The sequence below is a fragment of the Stenotrophomonas maltophilia complex sp. Om-AH-Sm3 genome, assembly GCF_059337855.1.
In genome coordinates, this window is sequence record NZ_JBYBLQ010000015.1 from 17,643 (window position 1) to 34,639 (window position 16,997).

12 protein-coding genes and 1 riboswitch are annotated in these 16,997 nt (G+C 68.4%); of the genes, 6 read left to right on the plus strand and 6 right to left on the minus strand.

What is annotated here, in order from left to right:
* Nucleotides 1-33 precede the first annotated feature (33 nt).
* Complete coding sequence (locus AC10QF_RS16290; protein WP_494542510.1) at nt 34-918, minus strand: M23 family metallopeptidase; 885 nt, start codon at nt 916-918, stop codon at nt 34-36.
* Between the two features lie 147 nt (nt 919-1,065).
* Nucleotides 1,066-1,184, plus strand: a riboswitch (SAM riboswitch).
* A gap of 76 nt (nt 1,185-1,260) precedes the next feature.
* On the opposite strand from AC10QF_RS16290, the gene metX reads away from it, so the two are divergent.
* Genes metX through AC10QF_RS16305 form a run of 3 tightly spaced genes read left to right on the plus strand, consistent with a single transcriptional unit; the run spans nt 1,261 to nt 4,588 of the window.
* Nucleotides 1,261-2,292: a homoserine O-succinyltransferase MetX gene (metX, locus tag AC10QF_RS16295; RefSeq protein ID WP_005418400.1), complete on the plus strand. Its 1,032-nt coding sequence runs from the start codon at nt 1,261-1,263 to the stop codon at nt 2,290-2,292.
* Nucleotides 2,289-3,524 carry an O-succinylhomoserine (thiol)-lyase gene (locus AC10QF_RS16300; RefSeq protein ID WP_005418398.1) on the plus strand — a complete coding sequence of 412 codons (1,236 nt, stop codon included), beginning with the start codon at nt 2,289-2,291 and terminating at the stop codon, nt 3,522-3,524. The genes metX and AC10QF_RS16300 overlap by 4 nt, the downstream gene beginning before the upstream one ends.
* Nucleotides 3,521-4,588 carry a homoserine dehydrogenase family protein gene (locus AC10QF_RS16305; RefSeq protein ID WP_494542511.1) on the plus strand — a complete coding sequence of 356 codons (1,068 nt, stop codon included), beginning with the start codon at nt 3,521-3,523 and terminating at the stop codon, nt 4,586-4,588. The genes AC10QF_RS16300 and AC10QF_RS16305 overlap by 4 nt, the downstream gene beginning before the upstream one ends.
* 108 nt (nt 4,589-4,696) lie before the next feature.
* Here the strand turns inward: AC10QF_RS16305 and AC10QF_RS16310 are convergent, their stop codons facing one another.
* Entirely contained in the window at nt 4,697-5,692 is a 996-nt protein-coding gene (locus tag AC10QF_RS16310) for an alpha/beta fold hydrolase (RefSeq protein WP_494542512.1), read from the minus strand.
* A 175-nt stretch (nt 5,693-5,867) separates the two neighbouring features.
* Nucleotides 5,868-7,250, minus strand: coding sequence for an L-serine ammonia-lyase (locus AC10QF_RS16315; protein WP_065178205.1), 1,383 nt, complete (start codon nt 7,248-7,250; stop codon nt 5,868-5,870).
* 100 nt (nt 7,251-7,350) lie between these two features.
* Between AC10QF_RS16315 and AC10QF_RS16320 the strand changes: the two genes are divergently transcribed.
* Nucleotides 7,351-7,581, plus strand: coding sequence for a glutaredoxin family protein (locus tag AC10QF_RS16320; RefSeq protein ID WP_032954410.1), 231 nt, complete (start codon nt 7,351-7,353; stop codon nt 7,579-7,581).
* 71 nt (nt 7,582-7,652) lie between these two features.
* On the opposite strand, the gene AC10QF_RS16325 is transcribed toward AC10QF_RS16320, so the two are convergent.
* From AC10QF_RS16325 to AC10QF_RS16335, 3 genes are read right to left on the minus strand one after another with little or no spacing between them, the layout of a single operon-like run.
* On the minus strand, nt 7,653-8,225 hold the full coding sequence (locus AC10QF_RS16325; protein ID WP_005418389.1) for a YceI family protein: 573 nt from the start codon (nt 8,223-8,225) through the stop codon (nt 7,653-7,655).
* 3 nt (nt 8,226-8,228) lie between these two features.
* Nucleotides 8,229-8,801, minus strand: a complete 573-nt coding sequence (locus AC10QF_RS16330; protein WP_065185435.1) for a cytochrome b — start codon at nt 8,799-8,801, stop codon at nt 8,229-8,231.
* Between the two features lie 10 nt (nt 8,802-8,811).
* Nucleotides 8,812-9,444, minus strand: a complete 633-nt coding sequence (locus AC10QF_RS16335; protein WP_053499626.1) for a YceI family protein — start codon at nt 9,442-9,444, stop codon at nt 8,812-8,814.
* 164 nt (nt 9,445-9,608) lie between these two features.
* Here AC10QF_RS16335 and AC10QF_RS16340 point away from each other — a divergent pair, with 164 nt between their 5' ends.
* Both AC10QF_RS16340 and AC10QF_RS16345 read left to right on the plus strand, forming a co-directional pair.
* The gene (locus AC10QF_RS16340; protein WP_494542513.1) at nt 9,609-13,154 is read left to right on the plus strand and encodes a sensor histidine kinase; all 3,546 of its coding nucleotides are present in this window, start codon (nt 9,609-9,611) and stop codon (nt 13,152-13,154) included.
* Nucleotides 13,155-13,250: 96 nt separating this feature from the next.
* On the plus strand, nt 13,251-16,778 hold the full coding sequence (locus AC10QF_RS16345; RefSeq protein WP_111177712.1) for a hybrid sensor histidine kinase/response regulator: 3,528 nt from the start codon (nt 13,251-13,253) through the stop codon (nt 16,776-16,778).
* Nucleotides 16,779-16,997 lie beyond the last annotated feature (219 nt).

Sequence of the window (16,997 nt, forward strand, 5' to 3'; positions counted from 1 at the left end):
AGATAAGCGCCCGATTATACCGGCCGGGGCCGGTCAGCGCCCGATACCGCCGTCGGCCTCGCCGTGGCGGGCGAACTGCAGCTGGCCCTGCCCGGCGAAGATGCGCACCGGCACCGAGCGCAGGCCCATGCCGCGGTTGACCTGCACCACGAAGTGCAGGTGCGGCGCAGTGCTGTAGCCGCTGTTGCCGGACAGGCCGATCGGTTGCCCGGCTCCCACCGCCTGGCCGCGGCGCACGCGCATGCCGCCGGCCTGGAGGTGGCCGTACAGGGCCATGCTGCCGTCGCTGTGCAGCACGCGGACGAAATTGGCACGGGCACCATCGCGCTCGCGGTCCTGGCCGTTGCCACGGAAGCCATCCTGGATCTGCATCACCGTGCCCTCGCGCGCGGCCAGCACCAGGGTGCCCTCCGGCAGTGCGAAGTCGACCGCGTCGCGGTTCTCCTCGTCGTCATGGCTGAATCGCCCCTGCGGCGCCTGGTCCACACGCAGGCGGGCCGCATCGAACGGCAGGCGATAGCCGACATCTTCGGCCTGTGCGGCAGGGTTGCCCGGCACCGACTGCAGGCGCAGATCCAGCATGCGGCCATCGATCGGGGCGGGCAGGTGGCCGACCACCAGGCTGCTGTCGCCCTGGATCAGCGACTCGACCGGGAGGCCTTCGACCGGGTGTCCAGGGCCGGCGCGCAGCTGGATCTGCAGCGGCCCTGCCAACCCGTTGTCGATCCGCGCCTGCCATTGCGTACCGACCGGCTGCAGGCGCAACCGGGCCATGGGGGCGGCGCCCTCGGCACTGCCTGCGCGGGTGGCAGGGGCGGAAGAGGGAGCCAGTCCCCAGCCCTGGCGCCAGTCGCCGGCGTGTGCGGTCGCGCTCGCCAGCAGAGGCAACAGCAGGCAGGACAGGGGCAGGCGCGGCATCGGCGTTTCCAGCGAGAGGACCGCCGGGACTGTACCCGATCCTGAACGGGGCGACCGGGACGGCCCTCGCAGACTGATTCTGGAAATATCTATCGCTTTATCCGCATGAAGGGATTGACAGTGCCGGAAAGGGCTGGCATCGTGGCTCCACCATCGAGACCGGCAGAGGGACAGGCCCTTTGAAGCCGGGGCAGCCCGCAGGCGCGCAAGCGTCTGCGTAGGTGCCAAATCCTGCGGGGACCGTGGCGTCCACCGAAAGATGGTTCGAACCATGCACCCCACGTGCATCTCGAACGCGGGCCCGCGAAGGCTCGATGGCCGATTCCCCAACCGGATCCCGCCATGAGCTTCGCTGCCAGTACCGCCATTCGCCCCGAGCCCTTCGTCCCCGTCAGCGTGCCGGTCGCAGACCGCGTGCACGCCGAGCGCGGTGAGTTCGCCGCGGTGCTGTCGATGCGCCATGCAGGCCCCAGCCCGGTGCGCCTGCGCTATGAGTGGGTGGGCCCGGCCAACGCGCCGGTGGTGGTGCTGGCCGGTGGCATTTCCGCCCATCGCCACGTGGCGTCCAACGCACAGTTCAGCGAGAAGGGCTGGGCCGAAGCGCTTGTGGGTACCGGCCGCGCGCTCGACCCGCAGCAGCTGCGCGTGCTGGCCTTCGATTTCATCGGTGCCGACGGTGCACTGGATGTGCCGATCGATACTGCCGACCAGGCCGATGCGCTGGCGCTGCTGCTGGACCATCTCGGCATCCGCACGCTGAAGGCCTTCGTCGGCTATTCGTATGGCGCGCTGGTCGGCCAGCAGTTCGCGATCCGTCACCGCGCCCGCGTGCGCCAACTGGTGCTGGCCAGCGGCGCGCACCGCCCGCATCCCTATGCCGCCGCGTGGCGCGCGCTGCAGCGCCGCGCGGTTGCGCTGGGCCAGCTGCAGTGCGGCGAAGACCACGGCCTGGCCCTGGCCCGGCAGTTCGCCATGCTCAGCTACCGCACCCCGGAAGAATTCGGCGAGCGCTTCGACGCTGCCCCGGAGGTCATCAATGGCCGCGTGCGCGTGGCCGCCGAAGACTACCTCGACGCCGCCGGCGCGCAGTACGTCGCGCGCACGCCGGTGACCGCCTACCTGCGCCTGTCCGAATCGATCGACCTGCACCGTGTCGACCCCGCCGCGATCCTGCCGCCGACCGTGGTAGTGGCCGTGGAGGGCGACCGCCTGGTGCCGCTGGCCGACCTGGTCGGCCTGGTCGAAGGGCTGGGCCCGCGCGGCAGCCTTCGCGTGCTGCGTTCGCCCTATGGCCACGACGCCTTCCTCAAAGAAACCGATCGCATTGACGCGATCCTCGCCACCGCCTTCCGCACCTCTGGAGAGTCCGCATGAGCCTGCACGCCAACGAGCCGTCCTGTAGTCGCACCACTGCCGCCGTCCGTGCGGGCATCGATCGGGACACCGCGCATGGCGCGGTCACGCCGCCGATCGTGCTGTCGTCGAACTTCAGCTTCGAAGGCTTCGGCAACAAGCGCCAGTACGACTACACGCGCAGTGGCAACCCGACCCGCGACCTGCTGGGTGAGGCGCTGGCGGAACTGGAAGGCGGCGTCGGTGGTGTGGTCACCGCCACCGGCATGGGCGCGATCAACCTGGTGCTGAACGCACTGCTGCAGCCGGGCGATACCCTGGTGGTGCCGCACGATGCGTACGGTGGCAGCTGGCGCCTGTTCAATGCGCTGGCCCGGAAGGGCCACTTTGAACTGGTCACCGCCGACCTGACCGATCCGCGCGCACTGGCACAGGCGTTGGCCACCCAGCCGAAGCTGGTGCTGGTGGAAACGCCGTCCAACCCGCTGCTGCGCATCACCGACCTGCGCTTCGTCATCGATGCCGCGCACAAGGCCGGCGCACTCGTGGTGGTCGACAACACGTTCCTGTCACCAGCGCTGCAGCAACCGCTGTCGTTCGGTGCGGACCTGGTGCTGCATTCCACCACGAAGTACATCAACGGCCACAGCGATGTGGTGGGCGGGGCAGTGGTCGCGCGTGATCCGGCAGTGCACGAGCAGCTGGTGTGGTGGGGCAACGCGCTGGGCCTGACGGGTTCACCGTTCGATGCCTTCCTGACCCTGCGTGGCCTGCGCACGCTGGATGCGCGCCTGCGCGTGCATCAGGAAAATACCGCCTCGATCGTTGCCCTGCTGGACCAGCATCCGGCCGTCGGCAGGGTGTACTACCCGGGCCTGGCCGAACACCCCGGCCATGCCATCGCGGCGCGCCAGCAGAGCGGTTTCGGCGCGATGCTGTCGTTCGAGCTTGCGCACTGCGCCGGTGAAGATCCGCACGCGGCAGTGCGCGCATTCGTGGATGGCCTGCGCTGCTTCACCCTGGCCGAATCGCTGGGCGGCGTCGAAAGCCTGATCGCGCATCCGGCGACCATGACCCATGCGGCGATGACCGCCGAAGCACGCGCAGCGGCCGGTATCAGCGAAGGGCTGCTGCGTCTGTCGGTCGGCATCGAGGCCGAGCGCGACCTGCTGGCCGATCTCGGTGCCGCGCTGCAGCGCGCCGAAGTCGTGATCGATGCGGCCGCACGCCGCAAACAGGTGGTGGATGCATGAGCGCACTCGCTGCTGAAATTCCGGCGCTGGGCGCGGGACGCCTGGCGCTGCTCGGTACTGGCACAGTCGGCTCGGCCTTCGTGCAGCGCTACCAGACGCTGCGGGCTCGCGGGCTGGAACTGCCGAGCGTGCAATGGCTGGCCAACTCGCGCACTGCGCTGGAGATCGATCGTGACCTGGCGTTGCCGCTGGAACTGGCGCGACGTGCGCCACGCGATGGCCAGAGTTCGCCGGCGTGGGCCAGCACCGAAGGGCTGGAGCGTGGCGATGTGGTGGTCGATGCCACCGCCAGCGAAGACGTGGCCGCACGCCACGTGCAGTGGCTGGCGCGCGGCGTGCATGTGGTGACAGCCAACAAGCTGGGCCGTGGTGCGCAGCTGTCACGCGCGCAGGCCATTGCAGACAGCTGTGCCGACAGTGGTGCGCGCTATGGTGACAGCGCCACCGTCGGTGCCGGGCTGCCGCTGCTGAGCAGCCTGCGCGCACTGGTGGCCGGTGGTGATCACATCCATGCCATCGAGGGCGTGCTGTCCGGTTCGCTGGCGTGGCTGTTCCATCGCTATGACGGCAAGTCGCCGTTCTCGGCGGCGGTGCGCGAGGCGCTGGCGGCCGGCTACACCGAGCCGGATCCGCGACTTGACCTGTCCGGCGAGGACGTGCGCCGCAAGCTGCTGATCCTGGCCCGCAGCAGCGGGCTGGCGCTGGATGCTTCGCAGGTGCAGGTGGACTCACTGGTACCTGAAACGCTGGCCGCGTTGCCGCTGGAGGGCGCAGTGGCTGCGCTGGAGCAGCTGGATGCGCCGCTGCAGGCGCGTTGGCAGCGGGCACGCGAAAACGGCCGCGTGTTGCGTTTCGTCGGCCGTGTTGACGGTGGGGGTGCGCAGGTGGGCCTGCGCGAGCTGCCGGCGGGTCACCCGTTGGCGCAGGGTGCGGGGACCGACAATCGCGTCGCCATCCACAGTGATCGCTACCGTCGCCAGCCGCTGTTGATCCAGGGCCCGGGTGCGGGCGCGGAAGTCACCGCCGCCGCGTTGCTGGATGACGTGCTGCGGATCGTCGGCTGATCGCACAGTTCTTGTAGAGCCGAGCCCATGCTCGGCTTATCCAGCAGGAGGGGATCTCGCCAGGAGCAGCCGAGCATGGGCTCGGCTCTACACGAGCACGCTAGCTGATCAGCGGGATTTCAACGCCTTCAACAAGGCGCTGTTGAACTGCTTCGGGTCCTGCACCTGCGGCGAATGGCCCAGTTCGGCGAACTCGACCAGCGTCGCGCCGGGAATCGCTGCGGCCGCCGCCTTGCCGAGCGCTGGATAGTTGCCCAGCGTCGCCTTCACCGAAGCCGGCGCCAGGTCGCGGCCGATCGCGGTGCGGTCCTTCTGGCCGATGAACAGCGTGGTCGGCACCTGCAGGTTCTTCAGTTCGTAGACCACCGGCTGGTTGAACACCATGTCCGAGGCCAGCGCCTGGCTCCATGTAACGGCCTGCTTGCCGGGCCCTTCGTACATGCCTGACTGCATCCGCGCCCAGGGTTCGTAGGCCGGCTTCCATTTGCCGTCGTAGTACACATCCAGCTGGTAGCGGCGGATGCTGTCGTAGCTGATGTTCATTTCACCGGCATACCACGCGTCGACGCTGCGCCAGGGCACGCCCAGCGCTTTCCAGTCTTCCAGTCCGATCGGGTTGACCAGCGACAGGCTGCGCAGGTCCTGCGGGTACATCAGCGCGTAGCGCACGGCCAGCATGCCGCCCATCGAATGCCCGACCAGGTGCACCGGCACGTCGCCCAGTTGCAGCTGCTGCAGCAGGGCATGGGTATTGGCTGCCAGCTGTGCGAACGTGTACTGGTAGCGCTCGGGCTTGCTGGATTTGCAGAAGCCGACCTGGTCCGGAGCGATCACCCGATAGCCGGCGGCAACCAGCGGCTTGATCGATTCCTTCCAGGTGGCCGCACAGAAGTTCTTGCCGTGCAGCAGCACTACCACGCCGATGGGTGCCTTCTTCGGCGCGATGTCCAGGTAGGCCATCTCCATCGGCTGCCGCTGCGATTCCAGCGCGAAGGTCTTGACCGGATAGCCGTAGTCGAAGCCCTCAAGCCGCGGCCCGTAGGTGGGGGCGGCCAGGGCGGTCAGCGGAAGGCAGGCAAGCAGGGCGGCAGCGATCACGCGCATGGGGCAATCCGGGGTGGGGGAGCCCCGAGCCTAACCGGAACGCGGTGACGGTGTCGTCCGACCGGCCAGGGACAACGGGGTAGAGTCGACTGTCAGTCGACTGCTCTTCGATCAGACCGCGAAAATCCCGCGCTGCACGCGATAGTCGACCAGCGGTCGACTCTACCCAGGGTCATCAGCACTCGATGACGTTCACCGCCAGGCCACCGCGGCTGGTTTCCTTGTACTTGTCCTGCATGTCGCGGCCGGTGTCGCGCATGGTCTTGATCACCTTGTCCAGCGACACCTTGTGCTTGCCGTCGCCACGCATCGCCATGCGCGAGGCATTGATCGCCTTCACCGCGCCCATCGCGTTGCGTTCGATGCAGGGAATCTGCACCAGGCCACCGATCGGGTCGCAGGTCAGGCCCAGGTTGTGTTCCATGCCGATTTCCGCGGCGTTCTCGATCTGGCTGGGGTTGCCGCCCAGTGCCGCGACCAGGCCACCGGCCGCCATCGAGCAGGCCACGCCAACCTCGCCCTGGCAGCCCACTTCGGCGCCGGAAATCGAGGCGTTTTCCTTGTAGAGGATGCCGATCGCCGCCGAGGTCAGCAGGAAGTCGAACACGCGCTGTTCGTTCGCGCCCGGGCAGAAGCGATCGAAGTAGTGCAGCACCGCCGGCAGCACACCGGCCGCACCGTTGGTCGGCGCAGTCACTACGCGGCCACCGGCAGCGTTCTCCTCGTTCACTGCCAGTGCGTACAGGTTGACCCAGTCCAGCGTGGTCAGCGGGTCGCGCATCGCCGCTTCCGGCTTCGACGACAGTTCGCGGTACAACGCCGGCGCACGACGGCCCACCTTCAGGCCACCCGGCAGCACGCCTTCCTCGCGGATGCCGCGCGCCACGCACGACTGCATCGCACTCCAGATCTCGCGCAGCCGCGCGCGGATCTCGTCTTCGCTGCGCCAGCACTTCTCGTTCTCGAACATCAGCTGGGCAATGCTCAGGCCGCTGCGCGCGGTCTGCGCCAGCAGCTCGTCGCCGCTCTTGAACGGGTAGGGCAGCGGGGTCTCGTCGGGCACGATGCGATCATCGGCCGCGTCGTCCTGGTTGACCACGAAGCCGCCGCCGACCGAATAATAGTCGCGGGTGGCGATCACTTCGTCGTCGGCGTTGTAGGCAGTGAAGCGCATGCCGTTGGTGTGGTAGGGCAGCTTCTGGCGCTTGTTCATGCCGAGGTCGCGCTTCTCGTCGAAGGCGATCTCGTGCTGGCCCATCAGCTGGATGCGCTTGCTGCTGCGGATGCGCTCCAGCGTGGCCGGAATGATGTCTGGATCGATCAGGTTCGGCCGCTGGCCTTCCAGGCCCAGCAGGATCGCCTTGTCGGTGCCGTGGCCGCGGCCGGTCAGTGCCAGCGAGCCATAGACATCGGCGCGGATGCGCGCGACCTCGTGCAGGCGGCCCGGGTCGAGCAGCCAGCGATGGATGAATCGCTCGGCGGCCTTCATCGGCCCGACGGTGTGCGAGGAACTCGGGCCAATGCCGATCTTGAAAACGTCGAACGTGCTGACAGCCATGGTTGCCGTACTGCGGGTACCGGAAGAGATCGCTATTCTAGCGGTTCACGCCGCACTTCCATGGCTGCGGCGCAGCATTTCCGCCACGGGAGCCCGGCCGGTGTTGACCCTTATCCAACGTGACGATTGCCACCTGTGCGACATGGCCCTGGCCGAGCTGGCCAGGGCACGGGCGCCGGAGTTCGAATCGGTGTTCCTGGACGACCAGCCGGCGCTGGAAGCGCGCTATGGCACGCGGGTGCCGGTGCTGCGTGACGAGCGCGGCGACCGCGAGCTGGACTGGCCGTTCGACGCGGCCACGGTTCAGGCGTGGTTGGCCGTCGATCGGTAGTGCCGGCCGCTGGCCGGCAACCCCCCTGTTCCGGGTGATGCCGGCCAGCGGCCGGCACTACCAGATGCGGTTTATTTCGCGTCGAACTTCACGATCGTGCTGATCGCGGTTTCGTCCGGGATGGTCTTGGTGTCGGCCCAGTCACCGCCGCCGACGCCGAAGTCCAGGCGCTTGACCGTGGCCTTGCCGGTCAGCACCGGCTGGGTGCCCGGCTTCCAGGTGAAGGTCAGCGTGACCGGCTTGCTGACACCACGAAGCTCCAGGGTGCCATCGGCGGCGAACTGGTCATTGCCCATGGCGCGGAAGCCCTTGGCGGTGTAGCGCGCGGTGGCGAACTTGCCGACGTTGAAGAAGTCGGCGCCCTGCAGGGTCGAGTCACGATCGCTGTTGCCGCTCTTGGCGCCTGCCAGCGGAATCACCACATCCAGCGAACCGGCAGCCGGGTTGGCCGGGTCGAAGCTGAGCTTGGTCGCGAAGCCAGGGAAGCTGCCGGTGAACACTTCGCCGTCGTACTTGGTGGCGAACACCAGGATCGAACCGGCGCCGGGAGCCTGCGCGTAATCGGCAGCGAGTGCCGGAGCGGTGGCCAGCATGCCGGCCAGGGCGGCGGCCACGGCGGCCGGAGTGGTCAGTTTCAGGTTCATCGGTCAGTCCTTCTGAGGGGAGGCGAGCCAGCCACGCGGCAACATGCGGGACAGCGTTGCATCGCGCTGGAACAGGTGGTGGTAGAAGGCAGCGCCGGCATGGGCCAGCACCACCGCGATCAACAGCCAGAAGCCGTATTCGTGGAGGGCATGGGACACCGCGACGACCTGCGGGTCGGGGCCGCTCAGCTTGGGCACGTCGACCAGGCCGAACCAACGGAACGGGCGCAGGCCACTGGCCGAATCGTACAGCCAGCCCGACAGCGGGATGGCGAACATCAGCACATACAGCAGCACGTGGGTGGCACTGGCGATGCGTTCCTGCCAGCTTGGCACGCCCGGCACCGGCTTCGGTGCCCCGGCGTACAGGCGCCAGCCCAGGCGGAACAGCACCAGCGCCAGCACGGTGATGCCGATCGACTTGTGCGCGGTGTAGACCCAGAAGTACTTGGGCGTCTTGGGCAGTTCGTCCATGGTCAGGCCGACCACGCCCAGGGCGAGGATCAGCAGTGCGATCAACCAGTGCAGGATCTGGCTGACACTCCCCCAGGCGGCGGGGGTGTTCTTGGCGGTCATGAGGGGTCCTCTAGCGGGCCGTCTTGGGGTCGGAGTGTGGAAGGGGAGCGGGAGTTCCCGGGGCGTCGCTGCGGTCGAGGGTGGCTTCCGCCTCGATCCTCAGCTGTACTGCATCACCGATGACGCCCGGCCAAGCGGTGATGCCGAACGCGCGCCGGCTCAGCGTGGTGCTGCCGGAAAAACCGGCGGTGCGTCGGAACGGGGGAAGCGGATAGCGCTTGATGGCGTTGAGGGTCACATCCAGCGTGATTTCCTGGCTGACCCCGCGCAGGGTCAGCGTGCCGATCACGTGGGCGCGCCTGGCATCGATCGGTTCGACCTTGGTGGAGACGAACCGCGCGGTCGGGAAGCGCTCGCCGTCGAGCAGGCTGCGGGCCAAGGTGGCCTGGTTCCACTTGGCATCACCAAGGTCCAGCCGCGACACCGGAATATCCACTTCCACGGTGGCGTCGCGCCAGTTGTCGGGATCGAACCGCACGCGCCCCTCGCTGCCCGATACCGTGCCCATGGCCTGCGAGTAGCCTGCGTGGTCGATCGAGAACAGCACCCGCGTGTGCACCGGATCGAGGCGATAGGTGTCAGCGGCCGCCCAGGCAGGGGCGGTGGCGAGCAGCATCGGCAACAGGGCCAGGCAGGGACGCATCGATGGCGGGCTCCGGAAGGGGACGCTGCGATCATACGCACAGCCCCCTGCCAACGTTGCGTGCATGGGTGCAACAGTTCGTGGTGGTGCCGCCGCTGGAAACAGGCTGTTGCAGCCATGACCCCGGCCCTGTGTGACAATCGGCGCAGGACAGGGGGTTCAGGATGACGAGCGGTTGGCGCCTGTGGTGCCGTGGCATCGCAGGTATGGGACTGCTGCTGCTGGTGGCGATGGCCACGGCGGCTGCGACCCTGGACATGGCAGAAACACCACGCCTGCGCCGCTTCGGTGCCGCCGAAGGCTTGCCGTCTCGCATGGTGGTGGCGCTGGCCGAGGATCGCCAGGGCCACGTCTGGGCCGCCACCGATGGTGGACTCGCCCGCTATGACGGCAACAGCCTGCGGGTCTGGGAGCACGACCCGGAACAGCCGGGCTCGTTGCCTGGCAACGAGATCGAGACCCTGCTGATCGACCCGCTGGACCGGGTCTGGGTGGGCATCAATGGCAAGGGCGTGGCACGCCTGGATGCCGACCGCGAGCGCTTCCAGACCTTCGATACGGTCAATTCCACCTGCCAGGGGCAGTTCTGGGCACTGGCCTATGTCGACGACGCCTTGTGGATCGGGACCAACAACCATGGCGTCTGCCGTTTCGGCGAAGATGGCAGTGTGCGCCTCTACACCCATGATCCCGCGCGCCCGGGTGGCCTGCCCAGCAACAGCATCTTCACCAGCCTGGTCGACGCGCGGGGCCGCCTGTGGGTCGGCACCGAAGCCGGTGTGGCGCGTTGGAACGGCAGCGGCTTCGAGCCGGTGGCCGCGCGGGAACTGGGGAGGCTGAGCGTGCTCCGGTTGAGCCGTGATGCAGACGGTTCGATCTGGGTAGGCAGCCAGAACGATGGCCTCTACCGCATCGATGGGCAGGACCGGGTCAGTCGCCCGCGATGGGCCGACAGTGCCCAGCTGCGGTCGGCCCTGGTCCTGGCCGATCGCCAGGGGGGCTACTGGGCGGGTACCTCCGATGGCCTGTTGCGAGGGGATGCGGCGGCGTTGCGCCGGCTGGAGGGGGACCGCGGCAGCGGCTTCCTGACCGCGCACAGCGGTGTGCTTGACCTGCTGCAGGACCACGAGGGCGGATTGTGGGTGGCGTTGCTGACCCAGGGCCTGGCCTATCTGCCACCGGACTGGCGCCGCTTCTCGATCTGGAACCAGCTCGACGGCAAGCCGCTGGACAGCCAGTACCTGTTGAGCGCGGCCAGCGACGGGAAGAACTACTACGTCGGCTCGGCGCGAGGGGTGTACCAGCTCGATGCGCAGGGCACCCTGCGCCTGCTGGCCAGCGACCGGCAGCTCGGCAACGGCGTGGTCTGGTCGGTGCTGCCGCGCCCGGATGGTCGCCTGTGGCTGGGACGCGGCGGCCGCATCAGCGTCTACGATCCGGCCACCGGCGCATTGCGTGATCTGCGGATCGATGGCAGTGCCGACCTGCGCCAGCGCATCGACCTGATGCGGCAGGCCCCTGATGGCACGGTGTGGGTGTCGGTGATGGGCCTGGACCTGCAGCAGCGCGATGCAGAGGGCCGGCTGCTGCACAGTCATCCGCTGGAACATTTCCGCGGGACGGCCGATGCGCCGATCGAGCAGATCCGCTTCGACGCCCACGGCCGGCCCTGGGTGATGGGCGACATGGGCATCTGGCGTGAGCAGGCCGGACGCTTCGTGGCAGTGCCCGGCGTTTCGCGCGGCCCGATCTACGATCTGGCATGGATCGATCCGCAGCAGTTGTGGCTGGCGCGCCAAGGCGCCTTCGAGCGCTACCAGTGGGATGGCATGAGCCTGCGCCTGATCCAGCGCATCGACGGCAGTGCGGGCGTGCCGCCGGTGACCATGGGGGGGCTGGCGCTGGCCGACAATGGCCAGCTGTGGGCCACGACGCCGCGCGGCCTGCTGCGGTGGGACCCGAAGACGCGGCGCCTGCAACAGTTCAACGAACGCGATGGCCTGTCCGATGCCGAGTTCACCGGTCGGCCACCTGCGGTGAGTGCCGATGGCCGCGTGTTGGCGGTTACCCAGACCGGCCTGGTCGCCTTTGATGTGAATGCCGACGACACCGTGCTGCCGCCTTCATCGCTGGTGATTGCCGAAGTGCGGGTGCGGCGCGACGACGCACGCGGCTGGCAACCGCTGCCGCTCACCGGCACCCTGCTGCTGGGACCGGACGACCGCGATCTGCAGATCGATGCGCGGCTGCTTTCCTATGCCAGCCCGCAGGGCAACCGGTATCGCTTCCGCGTGCAGGGTTACGACCAGGACTGGGTGGAGCAGGGGGGCGATGGCCAGCGCACCCTGTCGCGGCTGCCGACCGGCCGCTATGTCATCGAGGTGCAGGCCGCGACTGCCCGGGGCGCGTGGACACCTTCCCAGCAGTTGCAGGTGAAGGTGCTGCCGCCGTGGTGGCGCAGCGGCATGGCGATATTCGGCTACATCCTGCTGGGGTCGTTGCTGCTGGTGGTTCTGGTCTGGTCGATCCGCGCGCGGCTGCGCCGCCGCCAGCAATGGCAGCTGACGGTGCACAAGCAGCAGTTGGCCGAGCAGGCCTCGCAGGCCAAGAGCCGTTTCCTGGCTACGCTGGGCCACGAAGTCCGCACGCCGATGACCGGCGTGCTGGGCATGAGCGAACTGCTGCTGGCGACTCCGCTGGATCCGGTGCAGCGCGGCTACGCCGGGTCCATCCAGCAGGCCGGCAGCCATCTGCTGCGGCTGGTCAACGATGCCCTGGACCTGGCCCGGATCGAAGCCGGGCGGCTGGAGCTGGACCTGCGCCCGTTCGATCTGGGGGAGCTGCTGGACCAGGTGCAGGGCCTGATGCAGCCGATGGCGCAGCAACGCCAGCTGGTGTTCCAGCGCGGCGAAGACCCGCCCGGGCCGATCAGTGTCAGTGGCGACGAGATGCGCGTGCGCCAGATCCTGCTGAATCTGCTCGGCAACGCGATCAAATTCACCGAGCGCGGCCACGTCGGCCTGGCCGTACGCCTGGAAGAAAAGGGCGGCCTGTGTTTCGAAGTCCATGACAGCGGCCCGGGCATCAACGCCGAGCAGCAGCAGCGCCTGTTCCATCGTTTCGAACAGGCCGACGGCCCGCGTACCGCGTCGCGCTACGGCGGCAGTGGTCTGGGGCTGGCGATCTGCCAGGAACTGGCGGTGGCGATGGGGGGGCGCATCGAAGTGGACAGCCAGCCTGGCAAGGGCGCGCGGTTCCGCGTGCGCCTGCCCCTGCCCTGGACGCGCCAGGCCGCCAGCGAAGCGGGCGACGTGGCGGCCCTGCCGGAACTGCCGCCGCTGCGCATCCTGCTGGTCGAGGACGATGCCACGGTGGCCGAGGTCATCGCCGGCCTGCTGCGCGTGCGCGGGCATGAAGTGGTCCACGTGCTGCATGGCCTGGGCGCGCTGTCGGAGATCGCCACCGATGGTTTCGACGTCGGCCTGCTCGATCTCGATCTGCCCGCGCTGGACGGTACGGCCATCGCCCGCCAGCTGCGCACCATGGGCTATGAACTGCCGCTGGTGGCGGTGACCGCCCGTTCCGATGCCTATGCCGAAACCCAGGTGCTGGCCGCAGGCTTCGATGGCTTCCTGCGCAAGCCGGTGACCGGCGACCTGCTGGTGACGGCCATCGCCCAGGCGCGTGCGAAACGACAGGCGACTGCGTGACGACGCCGACGCCGGGCGTGAACGGCGCGACTTTCGGTTTACCATGCCGACGCCCGCAGCGCGGGAATCATCAGGACCAGCGTGAGGAGGCAATCGGTGGTGTATCTGCGGGCGGCGATGCTGCTGCTGGTCCTCCTGTGCTGCGCGTTGCCCGCTGCGGCACAGCCGGTGCCTCCGAGCCCGCGGCAGGTGACGGTGTTCGATGGCCTGCCGTCCAATACCGTCAACCGCATGGCCGAGGATCGCTACGGTTACCTGTGGATCGCCACCAACGATGGCCTGGCCCGCTATGACGGCCGCACCTACCGCGTGTGGCGTTCCGAGGATGGACTGCGTGACAACCGCATCTGGACGGTGCTGGTCGATGCCCGCAACCAGTTGTGGATAGGCACCGAGAACGCCGGCCTGGTGCGCATGTCGGCCGACCGCCGCCAGTTGCACTTCTACGACCGCAGCAGCCAGCCGTTGATGGGTACCAACACGGTCTGGAGCCTGGCCAGCACGCCTGATGGCTCGATCTGGTTCGGTACCCACGAAGGCGGCCTGTACCGCCTGGACAGCCAGGATCGCCTGCAGCGCTTCCTGCCCGAGCCGAACAATCCGCGCAGCCTGCCTTCGTCGTCGGTGCCCTACCTGGCCACGCTGGCCGATGGCAGCCTGTGGATCGGCACCAAGCATGGCGTGGCGCGCTGGACCGGGACCGACTTCGAGCGTGTCGGTACGGACATCATCCCCAGCCTTCTGATCAACGGACTGACCGCCGAACCGGATGGCAGCCTGTGGATCAGCACGATGGCCGGCGCCACCGTGCGCCGCCCGGATGGCCGCTTCGAAGCCCCCCCGTGGAAGCTGCCGCCGGGCGAGCAGGTGCTGGGCATGATGCTGCGCGACGAGCAGGGCGGGCACTGGCTGGATACACGCACCGGGCTGGGGCGTGCGGTCGATGGCCAGTACCAGACCGTGCCGCTGTACAGCGCGATCGCGCGCGGTCCGGTACGGCCGAACTGGACCGGTGCCTACGAGGACCGCGAAGGTGGCATCTGGTTGGCCAGCACCAATGCCGGGCTGTGGCACCTGCTGCCACGCTGGTGGCAGTTCTCGGTGCTGTCGCGCCTGGAGGACGACCCCAGCTCGCTGCGCAATGCGCTCGTGCTGGGTACCAGCCCCTCCAGCAACGGCGGCGTCTGGACGGTGGGCAGCCATGGCGCGCTGGACCGCTTCGATCCGAAGACCGGCAGGATCGAGCAGCATCGCACCTGGGTCAACGGCATGCACTGGTTGACCTCGGTGCGTGAGGACCGGCGTGGCCAGGTCTGGATTGGATCGACCGATGCGCTGGTGCGCTACGACCCGCAACGGCGCGAACTGCGTCGTTGGGGCCGTGATGCCGGCGCAGATGCGGCGATGGAAGGGGTGGTCGAAGCGATGATGACCTGCGACGGCGACAGCCTCTGGTTGATGCTGCCCGCAGGCGTGCAGCAGCGCGATCTCGACGGCCACGTGCGGCGCCAGCTGGACAATGGCCAGCGCGGCCTGCAGCAGGGCCAGCTCAACCTCGATGTGGAATGCGGTCCGCAGGACCACATCTGGCTGGCCAGCAGCCGTGGCCTGCTGCAGTGGCTGCCGGAAGGCGAGCGCTTCCAGCCGGTGCCGGGTGCGCCGGCAACGGCGATCCATGCGTTGCATGTGGGCCGTGACGGCCAGGTCTGGTTGTCCGAGGATGGTCGCCTGTCCCGTTACCGCTGGAGCCAGGGACGCCTGGAACGGCAGGCGGTGGTCGGTGCCGAACAGGGCTATCCGGCGATCTCCGCCTCCGGCCTGGTGGTGGATGCGCAGGGCGTGGCCTGGGCGACCAGCGCACGCGGCCTGGTACGTGTCAGTGCCGATGGGCAGAGCGTGCGCCTGTACGGCGTGCACGACGGCCTGCCAAGCCAGGAATTCCGCGAGCACACCTTGATCGCAGCGGCCGATGGCCACCTGGTGGCCGGAACGGCAGCGGGCGCGGTGGTGTTCGACCCGGAGCAGGTACGGCCTTCGGTCCGTCGCGCCCCGCTGGTGATCGAGCGGGTGGAAGTGCGCCGCAACGAGCAGGTGCTGGACATGACCCACGATGCGCCGTTGCAGATCGCCGATGGCGACCGCGACCTGCGCATCGTCGCGCGATTGCTGTCCTTCGCCGACTCGGCGTCCAATACGTACCGCTACCGCCTGGCCGGCTACGACCCCGATTGGGTCGAAGTCGGCCCGGCCGGCGAGCGCCTGTTCTCGCGCCTGGCGCCGGGCAGCTACCGGCTGGAAGTACAGGCCCGGTCGGCCGACCATGTGTGGTCGCGGGTGCAGAGCCTGGAATTCCGCGTGCAGCCGCCGTGGTGGCGCAGCCTGTCCGGCCTGCTGGTGCTGGCGTCGGTCGGGTTGCTGCTGACCAGCTGGTTTGCCTGGCTGTACCGACGCCGCCTGCAGCGGCGGCACGCCTACCAGCTGGCGCTGCACAAGCAGGAACTGGCCGAGCAGGCGTCGGCGGCCAAGACCCGCTTCCTGGCCAACCTTGGCCATGAGATCCGCACGCCGATGACCGGCGTGCTGGGCATGAGCGAGCTGCTGCTTGCCTCGCCACTGGACCCGCAGCAGCGTGGCTACACGCAGTCGATCCGGCATGCTGGCGAGCACCTGCTGCACCTGGTCAACGATGCGCTGGACCTGGCGCGGATCGAGTCCGGGCGCCTGGAACTGCAGTCGCAGTCGTTTGCGTTGAATGGCCTGTTGCAGGATCTGGCGGCGCTGATGGGCCCGCTGGCTGCACAGAAGGGCCTGCGCTTCGTCCTCGACAACCAGCTGCCTGCGGGCCTGCAGGCGACCGGTGATGCCATGCGCGTGCGGCAGATCCTGCTCAACCTGCTGTCGAACGCAGTGAAATTCACCAGCCGCGGCACTATCACCCTGCATGCACGTTGCGATGGCGAGCTGCGTGCGCTGCACTTCGAGGTGCGCGATACCGGCCCGGGCATCAGCCAGGAACAACAGCAGCGCCTGTTCCGCCGCTTCGAGCAGGCCGATGGTGCACGTACCGCCGCGCAGTACGGTGGCAGTGGCCTCGGTCTGGCGATCTGCCGCGAGCTGGCGCATGCGATGCAGGGGCGGATCCAGGTGGAGAGCCAGCTGGGTCGGGGCACCTGTTTCGGCGTGACCTTGCCGTTGCCGCTGGTGGTGAACAGCGATGCCGAGGCATCGGCCGAGGGGCATCGCGACGAAGCGGCGAACATGCCGCCGCTGCGAGTGCTGCTGGTCGAGGATGATGCCACCGTGGCCGACGTGGTGCGTGGCCTGTTGAGCGCACGCGGCCACGAGGTGGTGCATGCCGGCCATGCGCTGGCGGCGCTGCGCGAGGTCAGTGCCGGCGATTTCGACGTCGGCCTGCTGGATCTGGACCTGCCGGGCCTGAGCGGTTTCGAGCTGGCCCAGCACCTGCGCAACCAGGGCTACATGCTGCCGCTGCTGGCGGTGACCGCGCGGACCGATCCGGACCTGCAGCAGCAGGTGGAAGCAGCCGGCATTGGCGGCTTCCTGCGCAAGCCGGTGACTGGTGAGCTGTTGGTGGAAGCGATCGCCAGGGTCACGGGTAGGTAGGTTCTGCAGGGCCTGCAGCCCTGCACCCGCCGGATCAACGTCAAAAGCCTGCATTCCGTGGGATGGCGGGGTGGGTCCGGTTGCGGGAGACGCCGTAAACCCGTCCCTGGGGGCTTGGCCGCGGCATCCATGCCGCGGACACTCCCGCAACCGGACCCACCCCGCCTTCGACAGAACTCTGCGATCTGCAGTAGATCCACGCCATGCGTGGATGCGTTT

What these genes read in the sequence shown, in the direction of transcription:
- AC10QF_RS16335 (WP_053499626.1), bottom strand. Translation starts at nt 9,444, where the DNA reads ATGCGTCCCTGCCTGGCCCTGTTGCCGATGCTGCTCGCCACCGCCCCT.
- AC10QF_RS16300 (WP_005418398.1), top strand. Translation starts at nt 2,289, where the DNA reads ATGAGCCTGCACGCCAACGAGCCGTCCTGTAGTCGCACCACTGCCGCC.
- AC10QF_RS16325 (WP_005418389.1), bottom strand. Translation starts at nt 8,225, where the DNA reads ATGAACCTGAAACTGACCACTCCGGCCGCCGTGGCCGCCGCCCTGGCC.
- AC10QF_RS16290 (WP_494542510.1), bottom strand. Translation starts at nt 918, where the DNA reads ATGCCGCGCCTGCCCCTGTCCTGCCTGCTGTTGCCTCTGCTGGCGAGC.
- AC10QF_RS16305 (WP_494542511.1), top strand. Translation starts at nt 3,521, where the DNA reads ATGAGCGCACTCGCTGCTGAAATTCCGGCGCTGGGCGCGGGACGCCTG.
- AC10QF_RS16330 (WP_065185435.1), bottom strand. Translation starts at nt 8,801, where the DNA reads ATGACCGCCAAGAACACCCCCGCCGCCTGGGGGAGTGTCAGCCAGATC.
- AC10QF_RS16310 (WP_494542512.1), bottom strand. Translation starts at nt 5,692, where the DNA reads ATGCGCGTGATCGCTGCCGCCCTGCTTGCCTGCCTTCCGCTGACCGCC.
- metX (WP_005418400.1), top strand. Translation starts at nt 1,261, where the DNA reads ATGAGCTTCGCTGCCAGTACCGCCATTCGCCCCGAGCCCTTCGTCCCC.
- AC10QF_RS16315 (WP_065178205.1), bottom strand. Translation starts at nt 7,250, where the DNA reads ATGGCTGTCAGCACGTTCGACGTTTTCAAGATCGGCATTGGCCCGAGT.
- AC10QF_RS16340 (WP_494542513.1), top strand. Translation starts at nt 9,609, where the DNA reads ATGACGAGCGGTTGGCGCCTGTGGTGCCGTGGCATCGCAGGTATGGGA.